Annotated in this window: 18 protein-coding genes; 6 read left to right on the top strand and 12 right to left on the bottom strand. The window is 69.2% G+C overall.

Going from position 1 to position 16,993, the window contains the following annotated elements:
• The 7 genes from QSG27_RS20845 to ccoN form a co-directional block, all read right to left on the bottom strand.
• A partial coding sequence (locus QSG27_RS20845; RefSeq protein ID WP_306709500.1) for a heavy metal translocating P-type ATPase occupies positions 1–1,621 on the bottom strand: 1,621 nt, incomplete at its 3' end.
• A 48-nt stretch (positions 1,622–1,669) separates the two neighbouring features.
• Positions 1,670–2,194, bottom strand: coding sequence for a FixH family protein (locus QSG27_RS20840; protein WP_306709498.1), 525 nt, complete (start codon positions 2,192–2,194; stop codon positions 1,670–1,672).
• A 46-nt stretch (positions 2,195–2,240) separates the two neighbouring features.
• A complete protein-coding gene (gene ccoG, locus QSG27_RS20835) occupies positions 2,241–3,794 on the bottom strand; it encodes a cytochrome c oxidase accessory protein CcoG (protein ID WP_306709496.1) in 1,554 nt (517 codons plus the stop codon).
• Between the two features lie 282 nt (positions 3,795–4,076).
• Positions 4,077–4,964 carry a cytochrome-c oxidase, cbb3-type subunit III gene (ccoP, locus tag QSG27_RS20830; protein ID WP_306709494.1) on the bottom strand — a complete coding sequence of 296 codons (888 nt, stop codon included), beginning with the start codon at positions 4,962–4,964 and terminating at the stop codon, positions 4,077–4,079.
• Between the two features lie 3 nt (positions 4,965–4,967).
• Positions 4,968–5,129 (bottom strand): cbb3-type cytochrome c oxidase subunit 3, encoded by a 162-nt coding sequence (locus QSG27_RS20825; protein WP_014238792.1) that lies wholly within the window; start codon positions 5,127–5,129, stop codon positions 4,968–4,970.
• Between the two features lie 13 nt (positions 5,130–5,142).
• Positions 5,143–5,883 (bottom strand): cytochrome-c oxidase, cbb3-type subunit II, encoded by a 741-nt coding sequence (gene ccoO, locus QSG27_RS20820; RefSeq protein ID WP_306709491.1) that lies wholly within the window; start codon positions 5,881–5,883, stop codon positions 5,143–5,145.
• 19 nt (positions 5,884–5,902) lie between these two features.
• Positions 5,903–7,399 (bottom strand): cytochrome-c oxidase, cbb3-type subunit I, encoded by a 1,497-nt coding sequence (gene ccoN, locus QSG27_RS20815; RefSeq protein WP_306709490.1) that lies wholly within the window; start codon positions 7,397–7,399, stop codon positions 5,903–5,905.
• A gap of 243 nt (positions 7,400–7,642) precedes the next feature.
• Between ccoN and QSG27_RS20810 the strand changes: the two genes are divergently transcribed.
• Together QSG27_RS20810 and QSG27_RS20805 are read left to right on the top strand one after the other, a co-directional pair.
• Positions 7,643–8,173: a hypothetical protein gene (locus QSG27_RS20810; RefSeq protein WP_306709488.1), complete on the top strand. Its 531-nt coding sequence runs from the start codon at positions 7,643–7,645 to the stop codon at positions 8,171–8,173.
• A 115-nt stretch (positions 8,174–8,288) separates the two neighbouring features.
• Entirely contained in the window at positions 8,289–9,497 is a 1,209-nt protein-coding gene (locus QSG27_RS20805; RefSeq protein ID WP_306709486.1) for a class I SAM-dependent rRNA methyltransferase, read from the top strand.
• Between the two features lie 161 nt (positions 9,498–9,658).
• Here QSG27_RS20805 and QSG27_RS20800 read toward each other — a convergent pair whose 3' ends face one another.
• The 3 genes from QSG27_RS20800 to QSG27_RS20790 all read right to left on the bottom strand — a co-directional run bounded on the left by QSG27_RS20800 (position 9,659) and on the right by QSG27_RS20790 (position 12,814).
• Positions 9,659–10,909: a class I SAM-dependent RNA methyltransferase gene (locus QSG27_RS20800; protein WP_306709484.1), complete on the bottom strand. Its 1,251-nt coding sequence runs from the start codon at positions 10,907–10,909 to the stop codon at positions 9,659–9,661.
• Between the two features lie 83 nt (positions 10,910–10,992).
• Complete coding sequence (locus tag QSG27_RS20795) at positions 10,993–12,390, bottom strand: multicopper oxidase family protein (RefSeq protein ID WP_306709483.1); 1,398 nt, start codon at positions 12,388–12,390, stop codon at positions 10,993–10,995.
• Positions 12,391–12,397: 7 nt separating this feature from the next.
• Positions 12,398–12,814, bottom strand: a complete 417-nt coding sequence (locus QSG27_RS20790; protein WP_306709481.1) for an acyl-CoA thioesterase — start codon at positions 12,812–12,814, stop codon at positions 12,398–12,400.
• A 163-nt stretch (positions 12,815–12,977) separates the two neighbouring features.
• Here QSG27_RS20790 and QSG27_RS20785 point away from each other — a divergent pair, with 163 nt between their 5' ends.
• Complete coding sequence (locus QSG27_RS20785; RefSeq protein ID WP_306709479.1) at positions 12,978–13,220, top strand: hypothetical protein; 243 nt, start codon at positions 12,978–12,980, stop codon at positions 13,218–13,220.
• Positions 13,221–13,229: 9 nt separating this feature from the next.
• Here the strand turns inward: QSG27_RS20785 and QSG27_RS20780 are convergent, their stop codons facing one another.
• On the bottom strand, positions 13,230–14,039 hold the full coding sequence (locus QSG27_RS20780; RefSeq protein WP_306709477.1) for an ABC transporter permease: 810 nt from the start codon (positions 14,037–14,039) through the stop codon (positions 13,230–13,232).
• Positions 14,040–14,049: 10 nt separating this feature from the next.
• Positions 14,050–14,946 (bottom strand): ABC transporter permease, encoded by an 897-nt coding sequence (locus QSG27_RS20775; RefSeq protein ID WP_306709475.1) that lies wholly within the window; start codon positions 14,944–14,946, stop codon positions 14,050–14,052.
• Positions 14,947–15,101: 155 nt separating this feature from the next.
• Here QSG27_RS20775 and QSG27_RS20770 point away from each other — a divergent pair, with 155 nt between their 5' ends.
• The 3 genes from QSG27_RS20770 to QSG27_RS20760 form a co-directional block, all read left to right on the top strand.
• The gene (locus tag QSG27_RS20770) at positions 15,102–15,500 is read left to right on the top strand and encodes a DUF2946 family protein (protein ID WP_306709473.1); all 399 of its coding nucleotides are present in this window, start codon (positions 15,102–15,104) and stop codon (positions 15,498–15,500) included.
• Between the two features lie 275 nt (positions 15,501–15,775).
• Positions 15,776–16,312, top strand: coding sequence for a YcnI family copper-binding membrane protein (locus QSG27_RS20765; RefSeq protein WP_306709472.1), 537 nt, complete (start codon positions 15,776–15,778; stop codon positions 16,310–16,312).
• A 16-nt stretch (positions 16,313–16,328) separates the two neighbouring features.
• Positions 16,329–16,993 (top strand): copper resistance CopC family protein (locus QSG27_RS20760; protein WP_306709471.1); only part of this gene is annotated, 665 nt, incomplete at its 3' end.

The following is a 16,993-nucleotide window of genomic DNA, read 5'->3' as shown; positions in this document are numbered from 1 at the left end:
CGCGGGCCAGCGGGTGGCGGCTGGCCCCGGCGAGCGCGGCGGCGAGGCGCAGGTCGTCCTCGGCCACGCCGTCGAGCTGCGGGACGGGGCGCCCTTCGGTCAGGGTGCCGGTCTTGTCGAAGACCACCGTGTCGATGACCGCCAGCCGCTCCAGCGCCGTCGCGGTCTTCAGCAGGATGCCCTGCCGCATCAGCCGCCCGCTGGCGATCACCTGGACCACCGGAACGGCGAGCGCCAGCGCGCAGGGGCAGGTGATGATCAGGACGGCGACCGCGTTCATCAGCGCGTCCTGCCAGGGCAGCCCGCCCAGCAGCAGCCAGCCCAGGAAGGTGCCCAGCGCCGTCACATGGACGACCGGGGCGTAGTGGCGCGACACCCGGTCGGCGATGGCGACGTACTTGGCGCGGCCCTGCTCGGCCACCTCCATCAGCCGCACGATCTCGGCCAGCAGCGTGCCCTCCCCCACCGCCGTGACGGTCACCCGCAGCGGGGCGGTGAGGTTCAGCATGCCGGCGAACACGCGGTCGCCGGGGCGGACGCTGCCCGGCACCGTCTCGCCGGTGATCAGGGCGGTGTCGAGGTCGGACACGCCGTCGGACACCGTGCCGTCCACCGCGACCCGCTCGCCCACCGCCACCAGGATGGTGGAGCCGGGGCTGACCTGATCCGGCGGCACGATGGCGCTGCGCCCGTCCTCGCTCAGCACGGTCACCGAGGTGGCGTGCAGGCCGAGCAACTGCTCCGCCGCCGACCGCGCCCGGCCCCGCGCCCGCTGGTCGAGGTAGCGCCCGATCAGCAGGAAGAACAGCAGCATCATCGCGCCGTCGAAATAGGCGTGCTGGCCGCTGTTGATCGTCTCGAACAGGCTCATGCTGGTGGCGAGCAGGACGCCGATGGTGATCGGCACGTCCATGTTCGTCCGCCCGCGCCGCAGCGCCTGGAAGGCCGAGCGCGCGAAGGGCCGCACGGCGTAGGCGATGGCCGGCATGCAGACCAGCGCCGACAGCCAGTGCATCAGGTCGCGCGTGGCGCTGCCCATGCCGGTGGCGTGCCCCGCCCAGACCGACACCGACAGCAGCATCACGTTGCTGGCGCCGAAGCCGGCGACGGCCAGCGAGCGCAGAAGCTCCTTCTCCGTCTTCGCCTGAGCGTCGCCCAGCCGTTCCGGATCGAAGGGCACGGCGCGGTAGCCGATGCGGGCGATGGTGTCCACGACGGTGTTGGCGTCGGTCTCGGCCTCGCGCCACGTCACCGACAGGCGGCGCGTGGTCATGTTCAGCCGCGCGTGGGTCACCCCCGGCTGGCGGGCCAGCGCCGTTTCGATCAGCCAGACGCAGGCCGCGCACTGCAACCCGTCCACCATGAGGTGCAGCGAGGCGGTGCCGTCCTCGGCGCGCTTGGCGTGGGGGGCGTAGTCGAGCGGCGGCGCCTCCCCGTCCGGGCGCAGGGGCCGGGCGGCGGGATCGACGCAGCGCCGCTCGTAATAACGTTCCAGCCCGAGCCCGCGCACGAGGTCGTAGGCCGCAGCACAGCCGGTGCAGCAGAAGGGGCCGGCGCCGTCGGAGGCGGTGGTGCCGGTGCCCTCGGGATGCTCCTGCCCGCAGTGGAGGCAGACGGTCATGTCACGGAACCCGTATGCTTGTTTGCCCGTACGCTCGTCGCTGGACGCTTACTTCACGAAGATGCGCTGCTGGTCCTGATAGTCGCCGGTGGGGTGCCGGATCTCCACGCGCAGGTCCCACTGGCCGGCCAGCGGCAGCGCGACCGGGGCGCCGAAGCGGCCCTCGCCCAGATAGGGCAGATCCAGCCGCACGTCGTGGCCCTCGCTGGTCGGGCGGATGAAGGCGGCCTTCACCTCGGCGTCCTTCAGCAGGTTGCCGTGCTTGTCGTGCAGCGTCAGCGCCAGGATGCCCTTCTGCGGCTCGGTGACCGTGAATTCGGTGGCGACCTTCCAGCCGCGCTCGGCCTGGGCCCGGGCGCCGGCCAGATCCTCGTTGTACTTCAGCCCTTTCATGAAGTGCTGCTCGGTCTGGACGCCGGTCCAGCTCGAAAAGGCGAAGTGCAGCATCACGCCGTTGACCGCGATCACGACGGCGAAGCCCGCCACGAAGATCCAGGGAATGTACCAGCCGGGCTGGCGGCCCTTCCGGCGGGGCGGGGAGCGGTGGTTTCCGGCGTCGGTGGACAGCGTCATCGTCGTCTTGACCTTCAGTGAATGCAGCGCAGGGACCCGGGCGGGATCAGTTGGCCGGTCCCAGGAAGACGGAGTCGTAGGTCGCCACCTCACCATCCGCCGAGGTTAGCCTGAAAGTAAGGGGCTGGGTGGCGCCTTGCAAACCGGTGCGGGGCACGGTCACGAAAATTCTGTAGGTCGCGACCATGTCCGGGCCGGCGGTCAGGCGCTGGGTGCCGGCCTGCTCCTCCTGGCCGTCGCCGGCCACGGACAGGCTGGCCTCCTTCATCCCCACGACGGCCAGCGTGTAGGAGCGCGGGTCGCGGGTCATGTTGGAGATCTTGAAGGTGTAGGCGTTGCGCACCGACCCGTCGGACAGGGCCACGAACAGCGGGGCGCGGTCGCGCAGGACGCTGATGTCCAGCCCCGGCTTCAGCAGGAGGCCGATCCCGATACCGCCGGCGATGACCAGCATCATCAGCGTGTAGAGGATCGTGCGCGGGCGCCACAGGCGGTAGGGCACCGGCTGGCCGCCGGTCGCGATGGCCACCTGGCTGGTCTGGGTGTCGAACCGGATGAGGCCCGCCGGGCGCCCGACCTTGGCCATGATCTCGTCGCAGGCGTCGATGCACAGGCCGCAGCCGATGCACTGCATCTGAAGCCCGTCGCGGATGTCGATGCCGGCGGGGCAGACCTGGACGCAGTTGAAGCAGTCGATGCAGTCGCCCAGCCCTTCGGCCTTGCGCTCCTCCCAGCTCTGCGACTTGCGCATCAGGCTGCGGCCTTCGCCGCGCCAGTCCTGGTAGGTGACGATCAGGCTGTCCTCGTCGATCATCGCCGACTGGAAACGCGGCCACGGGCACATGTAGGTGCAGACCTGCTCCCGCGCGAAGCCGGCGAGGAGATAGGTGGTGACGGTGAACAGGCCGATGAAGCCGAGGGCGGTCGAGGACAGCTCGAAGCGCATCATCTCGCCCATCAGGGTCGGCGCGTCGGTGAAGTAGAAGATCCAGGCGCCGCCGGTCGCCAGGGCGATCAGCAGCCAGATCAGGTTCTTCAGCGCCTTGCGCCCAACCTTCCGGGCGGTCCATTTGCCCTGGTCCAGGCGGATGCGCTCGCCGCGGTCGCCTTCCACCAGCCGTTCGACCCAGACATAGAGGTCGGTCCACACCGTCTGCGGGCAGGCGTAGCCGCACCAGACGCGCCCCGCCAGCGAGGTCGCCAGGAACAGGCCCAGCGCCGCCAGGATCAGCGCGGCGGTCAGGTAATAGATTTGCTGCGGCCACAGCTCCACGAAGAACAGGTAGAAGCGGCGGTTGGCGAGGTCGAGCAGAACCGCCTGGTCGGGCGCGTTCGGCCCGCGGTCCCAGCGGACCCAGGGCAGCACGTAGTAGATCGCCAGCAGGACCGCCAGCGCCGTCCATTTGATGCGGCGGAACGTGCCCTGCACCGCCTTCGGATAGACCTTCGAATGCTTCTGGTACATGGAGCGCGAGGCACGCCGCGGCGCCTTCGGCGAAGCGGCGGCGGGGGTCGCCCCGGCAACCGCCGCCGGGCGTTCCATCCGATCGGGCCGGGCCGGATCGGTTTGGAGCGGCTGCTGTTCGGTGGTCGTGCTCATGACCTCGCCTTCTTCTTCCGGCGTCCGCCGCGGGGCGGCCTGGCCATGCCGACATGGTTCGGCTGTGGCGGGGGGACTATGGCGGCAGAAGGTCACAGGGGCATTGCGATGGATCAAAGGAATTCGGGGCGCCGCCGCCCGGACAACCAGCCCGGAAAAAGGCCGGCCCGATAAAAGCCGGGGAAAAAGAAAGTGCCGGGGAGTCGCCTCCCCGGCACCGAAGTCCGGTCAACCCGCCGGGAGGCGTCCCCCTCCCGGCTGGCCCTTACGGGCTGGGACGGCTTACTTGCCGCCGCCCAGGTTGTGGACGTAGACCGCCAGCGACTTGACCGTCGCGTCGTCCAGACGCTTCGACCAAGCGGGCATCACGCCGGCGCGGCCGTTCGTGATGGTCTCCACCAGCGACGCCTTGTCGCCGCCATACAGCCAGTTGGCCGTGACGAGCGGCGGAGCGCCGACATCCAGACCGGCCGCGACCGAGCCCTGGGCGCTGTCGCCGTGGCAGGCGGCGCAGTTCTCGTCATAGACGGTCTTGCCCTTCGCCGCGGCGGCGGCGTCGGTCGAACGCTTGTTCAGCGACAGGACATACTCGGCGACCTGACCGATCTGCTCGCGGTTCAGGATGCCGTCCTTGCCGAAGGCGGTCATGCCGATGCCGACGGTGCCGCGGGTGTCGGCGTCATCCGCACGGATGCCGTGCTGGATGGTCTTGTAGATGTCGGCGGTGGTGCCGCCCCACAGCCACACGTCGTCGGCGAGCGTCGGGAAGCCCTTGGCGCCCTGACCGCCGGCGCCGTGGCAGGCCGCGCAGTTCTCGTTGAAGTACGAACGGCCGCCGGCCATCGCGAAGGCAAGGAGGTCCTTGTTCTTCTGGATGTCCTCGACGGAGGTCGCCGCAATGGCCGTCAGGTACTTTTCCTGAGCCTTCTTGCCTTCGGCGACCTTCTGCACCAGCTCCTCGCGCTGCGAGTAGCCGAGCAGGCCCTTCGTGTAGCTCTTGCCCAGCGGCCAAGCCGGGTAGAGCACGTAGTAGACGAGCGACCACGCGATGCAGACGTAGAAGATGTACAGCCACCACTTGGGCAGTGGGTTGTTCAGCTCCCGCAGGCCGTCCCACTCGTGGCCGGTGGTTTCGACGCCGGAAAGGGCGTCCTTTTCCTTTTGTGCCATGGCCTAAAACTCCTGACCATCTTCCTTGAGCGGGATCCGGGAGGCGTCTTCGAACTTGCCCCGGTTGCCTGGCCACATGGCGTAGACCACGATGCCGGTGAAGAGCAGGGCCAGCCAGACGGTCCAGAAGGACCGCAGGGCGACAGTGATCGAATCCAAATCCATGGATCCCTCCCGGTTACTGCTGGAGCTGCTTGGGCGACTGGTACTTGGTGAAGTCCACCATGGTGCCCAGGACCTGCAGGTAGGCCACCAGCGCGTCCATTTCGGTGACGCCCTTGTTGCCCGTGAAGTTCGCCACGACGGCCTTCGGGTAGCGCTTCATCAGACCGGCCGTGTCGGCGTCCGGGTTCTTCTGCGCTTCGAGGTCGGCCTTGGCGCTGGCGATCTGCTCGTCCGTGTAGGGGACGCCGACGATGCGCAGGGTCTTCATGTGATCCTGGATGTCGGTGTACTTCAGCGGACGATCCTTCATCCAGGCATAGCCCGGCATGATCGACTCCGGCACCACGGCGCGCGGATCGACGAGGTGGGCGACCTGCCAGTCGTTGGAGTACTTGCCACCCACGCGGGCCAGATCCGGACCGGTGCGCTTGGAGCCCCACTGGAAGGGATGGTCGTACATGCTTTCCGCGGCCAGCGAGTAGTGACCGTAACGCTCCACCTCGTCGCGGAACGGACGGATCTGCTGGCTGTGGCAGTTGTAGCAGCCTTCGCGGTAGTAGATGTTCTGGCCAGCCAGTTCGAGCGGCGAATAGGGACGGACCCCATCCACCTTCTCGATCGTCGACTCGATCGTGAACAGCGGGACGATCTGGACGAGGCCGCCGATCGACACGGTGATCAGGATCAGGACGATGAGCAGAAGCGTGTTCCGCTCGATCGTGTCGTGACTAAAGCCCTTTTTTTCCTCAGCCATTTTCTCAGTTCCTCCGGCGTCAGGCCGCACCGACCGCCGCCTTGTGCGGGGCGGAGGCATAGGGCTTCTCGATGCGGACGTCACCCTTGGCCGTACGCCACAGGTTGTAGACCATGATGAGGGCACCGGCCAGGAACAGGACGCCGCCCATGGCACGGATCACGTAGAAGGGATGCATGGCCGCGACCGTCTCGACGAACGAGTACTGGAGGAAGCCGAGGTTGTCGTAGGCGCGCCACATCAGGCCCTGCATGATGCCCGACACCCACATGGCGGTGATGTAGAGCACGATGCCGATGGTGGCGGTCCAGAAGTGGTAGCTGACCAGACGCAGGCTGTAGAGCTGCGAGCGCTTCCACAGGACCGGGACCAGATAGTAGATCGCGCCGAAGGAGATGAAGGCCACCCAGCCGAGCGCGCCGGAGTGCACGTGGCCGACCGTCCAGTCGGTGTAGTGCGACAGGGCGTTGACCGGCTTCACGGACATCAGCGGGCCCTCGAACGTGGACATGCCGTAGAAGGCCACCGACGTCACGAGGAAGCGCAGGACCGGATCGGTGCGCAGCTTGTCCCAGGCACCCGACAGGGTCATGATGCCGTTGATCATGCCACCCCAGGACGGCATCCACAGCATGACCGAGAAGGTCATGCCCAGCGTCTGCGCCCAGTCCGGCAGAGCCGTGTAGTGCAGGTGGTGCGGGCCGGCCCAGATGTAGAGGAAGATCAGGGTCCAGAAGTGCACGATGGACAGGCGGTACGAATAGACCGGCCGCTCCGCGCGCTTCGGAACGAAGTAGTACATGATGCCGAGGAAGCCGGCGGTCAGGAAGAAGCCGACCGCGTTGTGGCCGTACCACCACTGCACCATGGCGCTCTGGACGCCCGAGACGAACGGGTACGACTTCATCCCGGTCAGCGACACCGGGACGTTGACGTTGTTGCCGATGTGGAGGATCGCGACGGTCAGGATGAACGCCATGAAGAACCAGTTGGCGACGTAGATGTGCGACTCCTTGCGGGTCATCACCGTGCCGACGAACTGGATGGCGTAGAGGACCCAGATGACCGTCAGGTAGAGGTCGAGGATCCACTCCGGCTCCGCATACTCCTTGCCCTGGGTGTAGCCGAGCACGTAGCTGAGCGCCGCCAGGACGATGAAGATGTTGTAGTTCCAGAAGACGAACTTCGCGAGGCCCTCGCCGCCGAACAGGAACTGGCGGCTGGTGCGCTGCACGGAGTAGAGCGAGGTGGCGAACAGGACGTTGCCGCCGAACGCGAAGATCACGGCCGAGGTGTGGACCGGCCGCAGGCGCCCGAAGCTCGTCCACTCAAGGCCGAGATTCAGCGCCGGAAAAGCGAGCTGCAGCGCGATGAAGACGCCGGCCAGGAAGCCGACGACACCCCAGAACACTGCAGCGATGACGAAGAGTCGGACGGCGTCTTCGTAGTAACGCACATTTTCCGACACCCGCTGGCTGCCCAGGGCGGCCCCTGGCGTCAGAGTCGCTGATGTCATTCAATCTCTCCCGTTTGCCCCGGGCGGCTCGGGCCGCTTCCTCTGAGGTTGCACCACCGCTGGGTACGTACTGTTAAGGAGGGGGGCAGGTTCACATACGATGCACTTATGCGGACGCCGGTTGCGCCTGCCTCCAATAATCCCAATATGTGTAGGGGTGGACCTTGCAACATTGATCTACGTCAACGACCGGTCTTACCGGTGCCTGCCATCGTTCACCGTCCTTCACGCGGTCGGACGGGCATGGACGAAAGCTTCATCGCGAAACCTCTCGGTCAGCGTCAGATCGACCAGGCCTATCCGCTCGTGCGGGCCATCGCCCCGGACCTGCCGGTGGAGCAATGGCGCGCATTTGCCGCAGCACTTATCGGGCCGGTTGATACCCCCGCGACGCCGGCCGGCATCATGACCGTGCAGAACGCACGGGGGTACCTCCATGGGCTTTTCTCATACGCCATTGCGGAGCATCTTCGCCATGGTCGAATTCTGGCCGTGGAGAATTTCGTCGTGCTCGACCTGTTCGACATGACGGGGCCGGCGGAAACCTTGCTGCGGTCCATGGACCGGCTGGCGCGCGGCCACGGCTGTGCGGCGATCCACACCGCCCTGCCGGAATCGCTGGCCGGGCGGGAGGAATCCCGCAGCCCGTTGCTGTCCTGTTTCCGCCAGGAGGGGCACCGCAAGGAAACCCTGCGGCTGTGCAAGGCGATCGACGGCGCCAACGACGACCGCGCGCATCCGCCGCAGGCCGAAACGCCGCACGGCACACCATAAGGCGCGCCGGAAAAGGCCGGCACGCCGGCACGCCCTGCGACTCCGCCCCCGCTTCCCCCGAATCCATCGACGAGACCGTTTGCTCGGCGGACCCGAGCGGCTAGGATGCGGCATCATGACCGACACCCCCACCACCCCCGTCAAATACCGGGCGATCCATCTGCAGGCCGGCCGCCAGCGGCGCGTCCTGCACGGCCATCCCTGGGTCTATTCCAACGAAGTCCAGATGGACACGGCGGCCAAGGCCATCCCGCCGGGCAGCCCGGTGCGCCTGCTGGACCCCGGCGGGACCCCGCTGGGCATCGCCACCTTCAACCCGCACACGCTGATCGCCGCGCGGATGCTGTCCGGCGACCCGGCGACGGTGGTGGACCACGCCTTCCTCGCCGGACGGCTCCGCCGCGCCGTGGCGACGCGCGAGGCGCTGTTCGACCGGCCCTATTACCGCGTCGTGCACGCGGAAGCGGACGGACTGCCGGGGCTGATCGTGGACCGCTACGGCGACGTGGTGACGGTGCAGGCCAACAGCGTCTTCATGGACCAGCGGATCGACGCCATCCTGGCCGCCATCGACGAGGTGCTGGCCCCCCGCGCGGTCATCCTGCGCAACGACAGCACCCAGCGCGCGCTGGAGGGGCTGCCGGAGGAAAGCCGGCTGGTGAAGGGCGAGATCGACGGCCCGATCCGGCTGGAGGAGAACGGCGCCGTCTTCTTCGCCGACCCGCTGGGCGGGCAGAAGACCGGCTGGTTCTACGACCAGCGCGACAACCGCGCCTTCATCGCCAAGCTGGCCAAGGGCAAGCGGGCCATCGACTTCTTCAGCTACAACGGCGGCTTCGGCGTGCTCTGCGCGGTCGAGGGTGCGTCGTCGGTGGTGTCGGTCGACCGCTCGCAGGGGGCGCTGGACAACGCCACCCGCGCGGCGGAGGCCAACGGGGTGGCCGACCGCTTCGAAGCGCGCCGCGCCGACGCCTTCAACGAGCTGGAGCGGCTGAACGCCGAGGGCGAGCGGTTCGAGGTGGTGATCGCCGACCCGCCGGCCTTCGTGAAGTCGAAGAAGGATCTGGCGGTCGGCTGCCGCGCCTACCGCAAGATGACGCGGCTGGCGGCGAAGATCACGGCGCCGGGCGGCTTCCTGCTCTGCGCGTCGTGCAGCCACAACGTGGACCCGCCGACCTTCGCCGAGCAGGTCGCCCGCGGGCTGCACGACGCCGGGCGGACGGGCCGCATCCTGCGCAGCGCCGGGGCCGGGCCGGATCATCCGGTGCACCCGCATCTGCCGGAGTCGGCCTACCTCAAGGCGATCGTGATGCAGTTGGACTGAGTGGGTTCGGGGGAAAGGGTTTCACCACGAAGACACGAAGGCACTAAGATTGTCACGAAGGGGCGCCGGCGGGCGGGGAACGACCCGGCTCTGCCGGACTTCCTTTGTGTTGTTCTTTGTGTCCTTCGTGTCTTCGTGGTTCCCCGCCCCCTCCGCAGCACCTACGGGCGGCTGAACACCCCGACGACCTCGACATGGGCGGACCACAGGAACTGGTCCACCGGGTAAACCCGGCTCAGCATGTATCCCCCGTCGGCCAGGGTGCGGGCGTCGCGGGCGAAGGTCGCGGGGTTGCAGGACACCGCCACCACCCGCGGCACCTTGGACCCGGCCAAAGCCTGCGCCTGGGCCGCCGCACCGGCCCGCGGCGGGTCGAAGACGACCGCGTCGAACCGGGCCAGCTCCTTCGCCGTCAGCGGGTTCTCGAACAGGTCGCGCCGCTCCGTGGTCAGGCGGAGCGCGCCCGCCGCCTTGTTCAGCGCGGCCAGCGCCGGGGCGTCCCCCTCCACCGCATGGACCGCCGCCCGCCGGGCCAGCGGAACCGCGAAGGTGCCCAGCCCGGCGAACAGGTCGGCCACCCGCTTCGGCTCCCCGACGTTGGCGAGGACGGCGGCGACCAGGGCGGCCTCCCCCTCGGCGCTCGCCTGGAGGAAGGCGCCCGGCGGCGGGGTGACCGGCAGCCCGTCGAAGGACACCGCCACCGGGCGGCGGTGGGCGATGGGCTCCGGCGTCCCACGGTCGTCCGCCTGCCAGGAGATACGGGCGACTCCGCAGTCCTCGCCGAAAACCACCAGCCGCTCCCGCGCCGCGCGGTCCAGGCTGCGCGGGCCGACCAGCACGAGGTCGATGCCGCCCTCCAGGTCCGTGGCGATCACGTCGCAGCCACCGCCGTCCGGCAGGACCGACAGCAGCAGCCCGCGCAACGGCTCCGCCAGGGCGAACAGCCGGGACAGCAGCACCGGACATTCCGTCAGGTCGGCCAGCCGGTGGCTCAGCCGCTCGTTGAAGCCGAACCAGACGCGGCGGCCCCGCTTCAGCGCCGCGAAGCGGGCGCGGCGGCGCGCCCCCGGCGGCGTCCGGGACAGCGGTTCCATCGGCGCATCGCCCAGCCCGACGCGGGCCAGCGCGCCCTGCACCAGCCCGACTTTCCAGGCGGCGTAGGCCGCGTCCTCCATATGCTGGACCGTGCAGCCGCCGCAGGCCCCGAAATGGGCGCAGGGCGGTGCGGCGCGACCGGGGCCGGGCTCCAGGATCTCCAGCAGGTCGGAGCGCAGCCCTTCGCCTTTGGCGTTGGCGGCGTCCTTCACGGCCACCCGCACCCGGTCGCCGGGGACGGTCAGCGGCACGAAGACCTTGGTGCCCTCGAAGGCGGCGATGCCGTCGCCGCGGGCGCCGACCTCGGCAATGATCACCTCAGCGGTCCGGGGGGCGGTCCGGGGGGCGGTGCGCGGTTCGCTGCTGCGGGGGGACGGGCGGTGTTTGGGGGCGGGTCGTTTCACGTGGTCACTCTCAGGACGGCCATCATGCCGGTTTCCTGATGCTCCAGAATGTGGCAGTGGAGCATCCAGTCGCCGGCCTCTTCGGCCACGAAGGCGATCTCGGCCGTTTCATTGGGGCCGAGCAGGACGGTGTCGCGCCACTCGCGGTGCTCGGCCGGCTGGCCGTTGCGCGAGAGGACGCGGAAGGGAAAGCCGTGCAGGTGCATGGGGTGCCACCAGCCGGTCTCGTTGACGAAGGCCGTCACCTGCGTCTGGCCGCGCTTGACGGTGATGAGCGGCTCCAAATGGTGATGGCCCATCGCCGCCACGCCGTTCAGCGCCCAGAAGGGGCCGCGCGGCCCGGCGTTCCTCGGCATGGCGCCGTGCATCCCGCCGTCCAGCACCACATCCTGGCGGACGGCCCCGACGAGGTCGGGCTCGGGCAGCGGGTTCGGGGCCAGCGCGATGGGGGCGTCCAGCGGCGAGTCGCGCAAGGGCGCCTCGGCGCTATAGGCCAGCCGGGTCAGCCGGTAGGCCATGCGCGGGTAGAAGCCGTCCACCACATCGAACCCCTCGCCCGGCTTGCCGGCCATGTCGATCACGAGGTCGGCGCGCTGGCCGGGCGCCAGGACCACCTTGCCGTCCGGCGGGGCGTGCGGGGTCACCGGCTGGCCGTCCAGCGCGATCACCTGCGGCGCGTGCCCCCGGAAGTCGAGCGCGAAGACCCGCGCGTTCGCCGCGTTGATCAGGCGCAGGCGGACGCGCTCCCCGGCGCGGACCGGCACGCTGTCCCGCACGGCGCCGTTGATGGTGACGGTGTTGCCGATGCGCCCGGCGTGGGTGGCGTCCATGGGATGGCCGAAGCCGCCGGCCAGCTCCGCCTCCTTCGTCAGCCGCCAGTCGCCGAGCAGCCAGAGCAGGTCGCGGTCCACGCGGATCGGCTCGCGCTCCTCCACGACGAAGGCGCCGGTCAGGCCATGGGCGACCTGCACCCCGCTGTTGGCGTGGGGGTGGTACCAGAAGGTGCCGGCGTCCTTCAGCGGGAACTCATAGTCGAACCGCCCGCCCGCGGGCACCACGGCCTGCGAGAGGCCCGGCACGCCGTCCATGGCGTTGGGAACGCGCAGGCCGTGCCAATGGACGGTCGTCGGCTCCGGCAGGTCGTTGGCGAAGGCGATGCGCGCCGTGTCGCCCTGGCGGAAGCGCAGTTCCGGACCCGGAACCCGCCCGCCATAGGCCCAGACCGCCGTGTCGGGAAAGTCCTTCCCCGCCAGATTGACGCGGGCCGGACCGGCGGACAGGCTCACGGCCTTGCCCTGCCCCACCGCCGCACGGGCGGCGCGCGGCAGCAGGCCGGCCCCGGCCAGCAAGGACGAACCGGTCAGCAAAGTGCGGCGGGTCAGGGACAGGGGCATGGCGTCCTCACACGTAGCGGGCCAGGGCGTCGCGCAGGTCCGCCGGCACCGGGGTCGGGCGGTGGCTGTCCTTGTCCACGATGACGCAGACGGCCTCCTGCACCGCGATGCAGCGGTCGCCCTCGAAGATCGCCGCGCCCAGAACGACGGAGGTGTTGCCGACCTTCGTCACCCGCGCCCCGATGCGGATGTCCGCCGGGAACAGCAGTTCGGCCTTGTAGTCGATGACGCTGCGCGCCAGCACCACGGTCCAGGGGGACTCGGCGCGGAAACCGCCGCAGTCATGGACCAGCGACACGCGGAGCTGCTCGAAATACACGCCGATGGCGTTGTTGTTGACGTGGCCCAGCGCGTCGAGGTCGGCGAAGCGCACATGCTCCCCGATCCAGAAACGGTAGAGGCCGGGGCTGGTCGGATCGGTCATGGTTGCCTTGTGGATGGTGGTTCCGGTCGAATGTGGCCGGTGCCGCGGGCCGGAGCAAGCCCGGGCATGACGGTCATTCCCCGCGACGGCCCGATTTGCCGCGCCAAGCCGGGCGGGCCGGTGTTATAGGAGTCGCACCATAACACCCGCAACGGACCGCAAGATGAGCAAGGACAGCACCAACCAGACGGCCGAGGCCCTGTTCGAGAAGGCCCTGTCGGTCGCCGAGAAGCATCTGGACGCGGCGATCAAGGAAGGCGGGGTCCTGGGCCCCTACATCGCCGTCGCCATGATCGAGGCCGCCGTGAACACCGCCGTGGACGAGACCAGCCACGAGGACGTCATCGACATGCTGCGCGATCTGGCCGCCCAGATCGAGGCCGACGCGGACGAGGACGAAGAGTAAGCACCGCCGTCACGCGGGGTCCGGCTGCCGGCGCGCTTCGCGCCGGCGCAGGATTTCATAGACGACGGCGCCCAGGATGGTCAGCGCGATCAGGATCAGCGACAGCGCGTTGACCGCGGGTGTCAGGCCCGTGCGCACCTTCGAGGCGATGTAGACCGTCAGCGTGGTGTCCAGCCCGCGGACGAACAGCGTCGTGTTGTAATTCTCGAAGCTCTGCAAAAAGGCCAGGAAGGACGCCGACAGGATGGCCGGCGTCAGATAGGGCAGCGTGATCCGCCGGAACACCTGCCCATGGGTGGCGCCCAGGTCCAGCGCCGCCTCCTCCAGCGTCGGATCGAACCGTTGCAGCCGCGCCAGGAACAGCAGCATCGCGTAGGCCGCGATGAAGCTGGACTGCGCCAGGACGGTCAGGAACAGGCCGCCGGTCACCCCGAACCACTCCCGCCAGAAGACCAGCGTGGAGATGCCGACGATCACCCCCGGCGTCAGCAGCGGCGACACCATCACGGCGTAGAGGAAGGTCCGCGCCCGGCTGTGCAGCCGGTCGAGCAGAAGCGCCGCCGCCAGCCCCAGCGGCACCGCCACCGCGATCACCCCCGCCCCGACCAGCAGGCTGGTGCCCAGCGCCTGCCACATGCGCTGGTCCGCCCACAGGGCGCCGAACCATTGCAGCGTGAAGCCCATCCAGGGGGTGACGGTGGGGAAGCGGCTGCTGTTGAAGGTCGCCGCCGCCATGATCCCCAGCGGCAGGAACAGATAGCCGAAGAACAGGACGAGATAGGCCCCGGTCAGCCAGCGGCGGAAACTTGCGGCGGTCATTCCGGCCTCTTCATTTGGCGATGTCCGTCAGGCCGACGCGGAACAGCCGCATCATCAGCAGGATGAAGGCGATGCACAGGATCAGCAGGATGAAGGCGTAGGCCGCCCCCTGGTTCCAGTTCCCGCCCTCGAAGAACCAGTTGTAGATGACCTCGGTGAACCAGCGGCTCTGCGGCCCGCCCAGCAGGGCCGGCACGGCGTAGCTGCCCGCCGCCAGCATGAAGGTCATGATGCAGCCGACCGCGATGCCCGGCTTGGCGTGGGGGATGACGATGCGGCGATGGATGCGCAGCCACCCGGCCCCCAGGTCGCGCGCCGCCTCGATCTGGTTGCGGTCCAGCGACTCCATGGCGTTCATGATCGGGAACACCATGAAGAGGATGTAGACGTAGACCATCCCGACGATGACCCCGGCATCGCCGCCGAGCAGCCGCTGCGGCTCCGAAAAGATCCCCAGCCCGACCAGCAGCGCGTTCAGCGGCCCGTTGTAGGCCAGGATGATGTACCAAGCGAAGGTGCGCAGCAGTTCGTTGATCCAGAAGGGAATCACCAGCATCAGCACCAGCGTCGGCAGGCGCCGCCGCGGCGCCACCTGCGCCAGATAGAAGGCCACGGGGTAGCAGACCGCCAGGGTGACGGCGGTGACGAGGCTGCTGGCCCAGATCGTCTTCAGGAAGATCGCCAGATGGATCTGGTTGGTCCACAGCGTCGCGTAGTTGCGCAGCGTGTAGACGTCCTCCGGCCCGCCGGCCTTGCTGGGCGGCAGCGAGGGGCGGAAGGAGAAATCCACCATCAGCACTTGCGGCAGCACGACCAGCAGCAGCAGCCACGAGGCCACGGCCAGCAGGATCGCCGCGGTCAGAACCGGACCGTACCGGCGCAGCACGCCGCCCATGACCACCCCCACCCGCCAAGGCTCTAGGATCGAAAGCCTATCATGCGTTTGTGAAGGAGCGCAAGCGAGGCCGTACCGTCGAAAAGACCACAATTTTATTGCCTTTTTTCGGGCCTTGGACTGTGCCCATAGTGGCGTCCATGCGAATGTGGCGGTCATCCGGCGTGATGAGGAACCTGACAGCGTGGTGCGCCGCGCTGGTGCTGGTCTTCCACGCCCTGGTCATGGCCACCCATGTCCCGCCTCCGTTGGCCGCGGTGCTGGCGGAGCCGGCGCAACTTGCGGTCGCCGGCTCCATCTGCCATTCCGGCGCCGCGCCCGACGCCTCCGCCGGGCGGCACGCGAACCACGACCCCGCCCCGGACGGCACGCCGGGGCACGTCACCTATTGCCCGATCTGCCTGTCGCTGGGCGGCGGGTCCCTGCTGGGTCCGGCCATGGCGCCGTCCCCGCTGCCGCCGGCCAGGACCGTGCTGGCCGCCGTTCCGCCGCCCGCGGACGACGAGGCCGGGGCCGGGCGCACGCCACGCGCCTTCTCCGCCCGGGCACCTCCGGTGAGTGTCTGAGCCGACTTTTCCACAGACACACACATCCGCAGGTGCGCGGACGCAACGCTGAACGCCCCGTTTCCGACACGCCCTTCTTTCCTTGTTATCCCGCCGTCGCTGACGGTGCCCCCTCCCTGACCCTCCCCTGCGCAGCGGGGGAGGGCCGGGGTGGGGGCCCGCTTTCCGAAGCCTCTGCGCTTCCATGGGAATGACGACTGAAGAAGGTGGCGACCGGTCCGGAACAGGCCGAACCGCAGAAGCCGGCACCTGTGCGCACACACCGGAGATTTCCCATGATCCGCGAAAGCCGCGGCGCCCTGCTGGCCGCCGTCCTCGTCGGCCTGCCCGCCCTTCTTCCCGTTGGCGCCGCCCTCGCCCACACCACGCTGGAGGCCAAGCAGGCCCCCGCCGCCAGCACCTACAAGGCCGTGCTGCGCGTCGGCCACGGCTGCGGCACCTCCCCGACCATCGCCCTGCGCGTCCGCATCCCCGAGGGCGTCATCGCCGTGAAGCCGATGCCCAAGCCCGGCTGGACGCTGACGACCAAGGAAGGCGATTACGCGAAAGCCTACGACTACTACGGCGAATCGCTGACCAAGGGCGTCACCGAGATCGCCTGGACCGGCGGCTCCCTGCCCGACGCCCATTACGACGAGTTCGTGTTCCGCGCCCGCCTGCCCGACGCCGCTCCGGGCACCGTGGTCTATTTCCCCGTGGTGCAGGAATGCGAGACGGGCGCACACCGCTGGATCGAGATCCCGGAACCGGGCAAGACCGACCATGACTACAAGGAGCCGGCCCCCGGCGTCACCCTGACCGCGAAGCCGTAAGGGAAAGGGGCCGCGCATGCGCCGGCTGGTCGTGGGGTGGATCGCCGCCCTGATGCTGATGCTCCTCGCCGCGCCGGCCCTGGCGCATGCCGTGCTGGTGGACAGCGCCCCGGAGGACGGGGCGCGGCTGGACCGCCCACCCGCGGAGGCCGTGCTCCGCTTCAACGAACCGGTGCGCCCGGTCGCGGTGACGCTGATCGGCCCCGGCGGGGTGGAGCTTCCCCTGCCCGCCCCACCCTCCGCCGGGGACGGGGCGCTGCGCGTCGCCCTGCCCGGCGGGTTGGCGCAGGGAACGCACGTCCTCAGCTACCGCGTCAGTTCGGGCGACGGCCATCCGGTCGCCGGGTCCATCCTGTTCGGGATCGGTGCGGAGCCGGAACGACCGGCGCAGGCGGACGGCGCCACGCCGCCGGCCACGCTGCTGGCCGCTGCGGCGGTGCGGGCGCTCCATTACGGAAGCCTGCTGGCCGCGGTGGGCGGCGGGCTGTTCCTGGTGCTGGTGGCGGGGCGCTGGAGCCCGCTGAACCGGCGCCTGCGGCCCGGCCTGTGCCTGGGCATCGGCATCGCCGCCCTGGTGGCGGTGCTGAACGCCGGGCTGGCCGGGCAGGTCCTGGAACGAGCAGGCGGTGAAAATGTTCGTCACCTCCCCCTCGATCTCGGAGCACAGGCCGGGGTCGGCGC

The organism is Azospirillum isscasi, from assembly GCF_030849505.1.
Lineage (GTDB): Bacteria > Pseudomonadota > Alphaproteobacteria > Azospirillales > Azospirillaceae > Azospirillum > Azospirillum isscasi.
The sequence above is the reverse complement of the archived record's forward strand: the minus strand, read 5'-3'. Positions and strand labels throughout refer to the sequence as shown.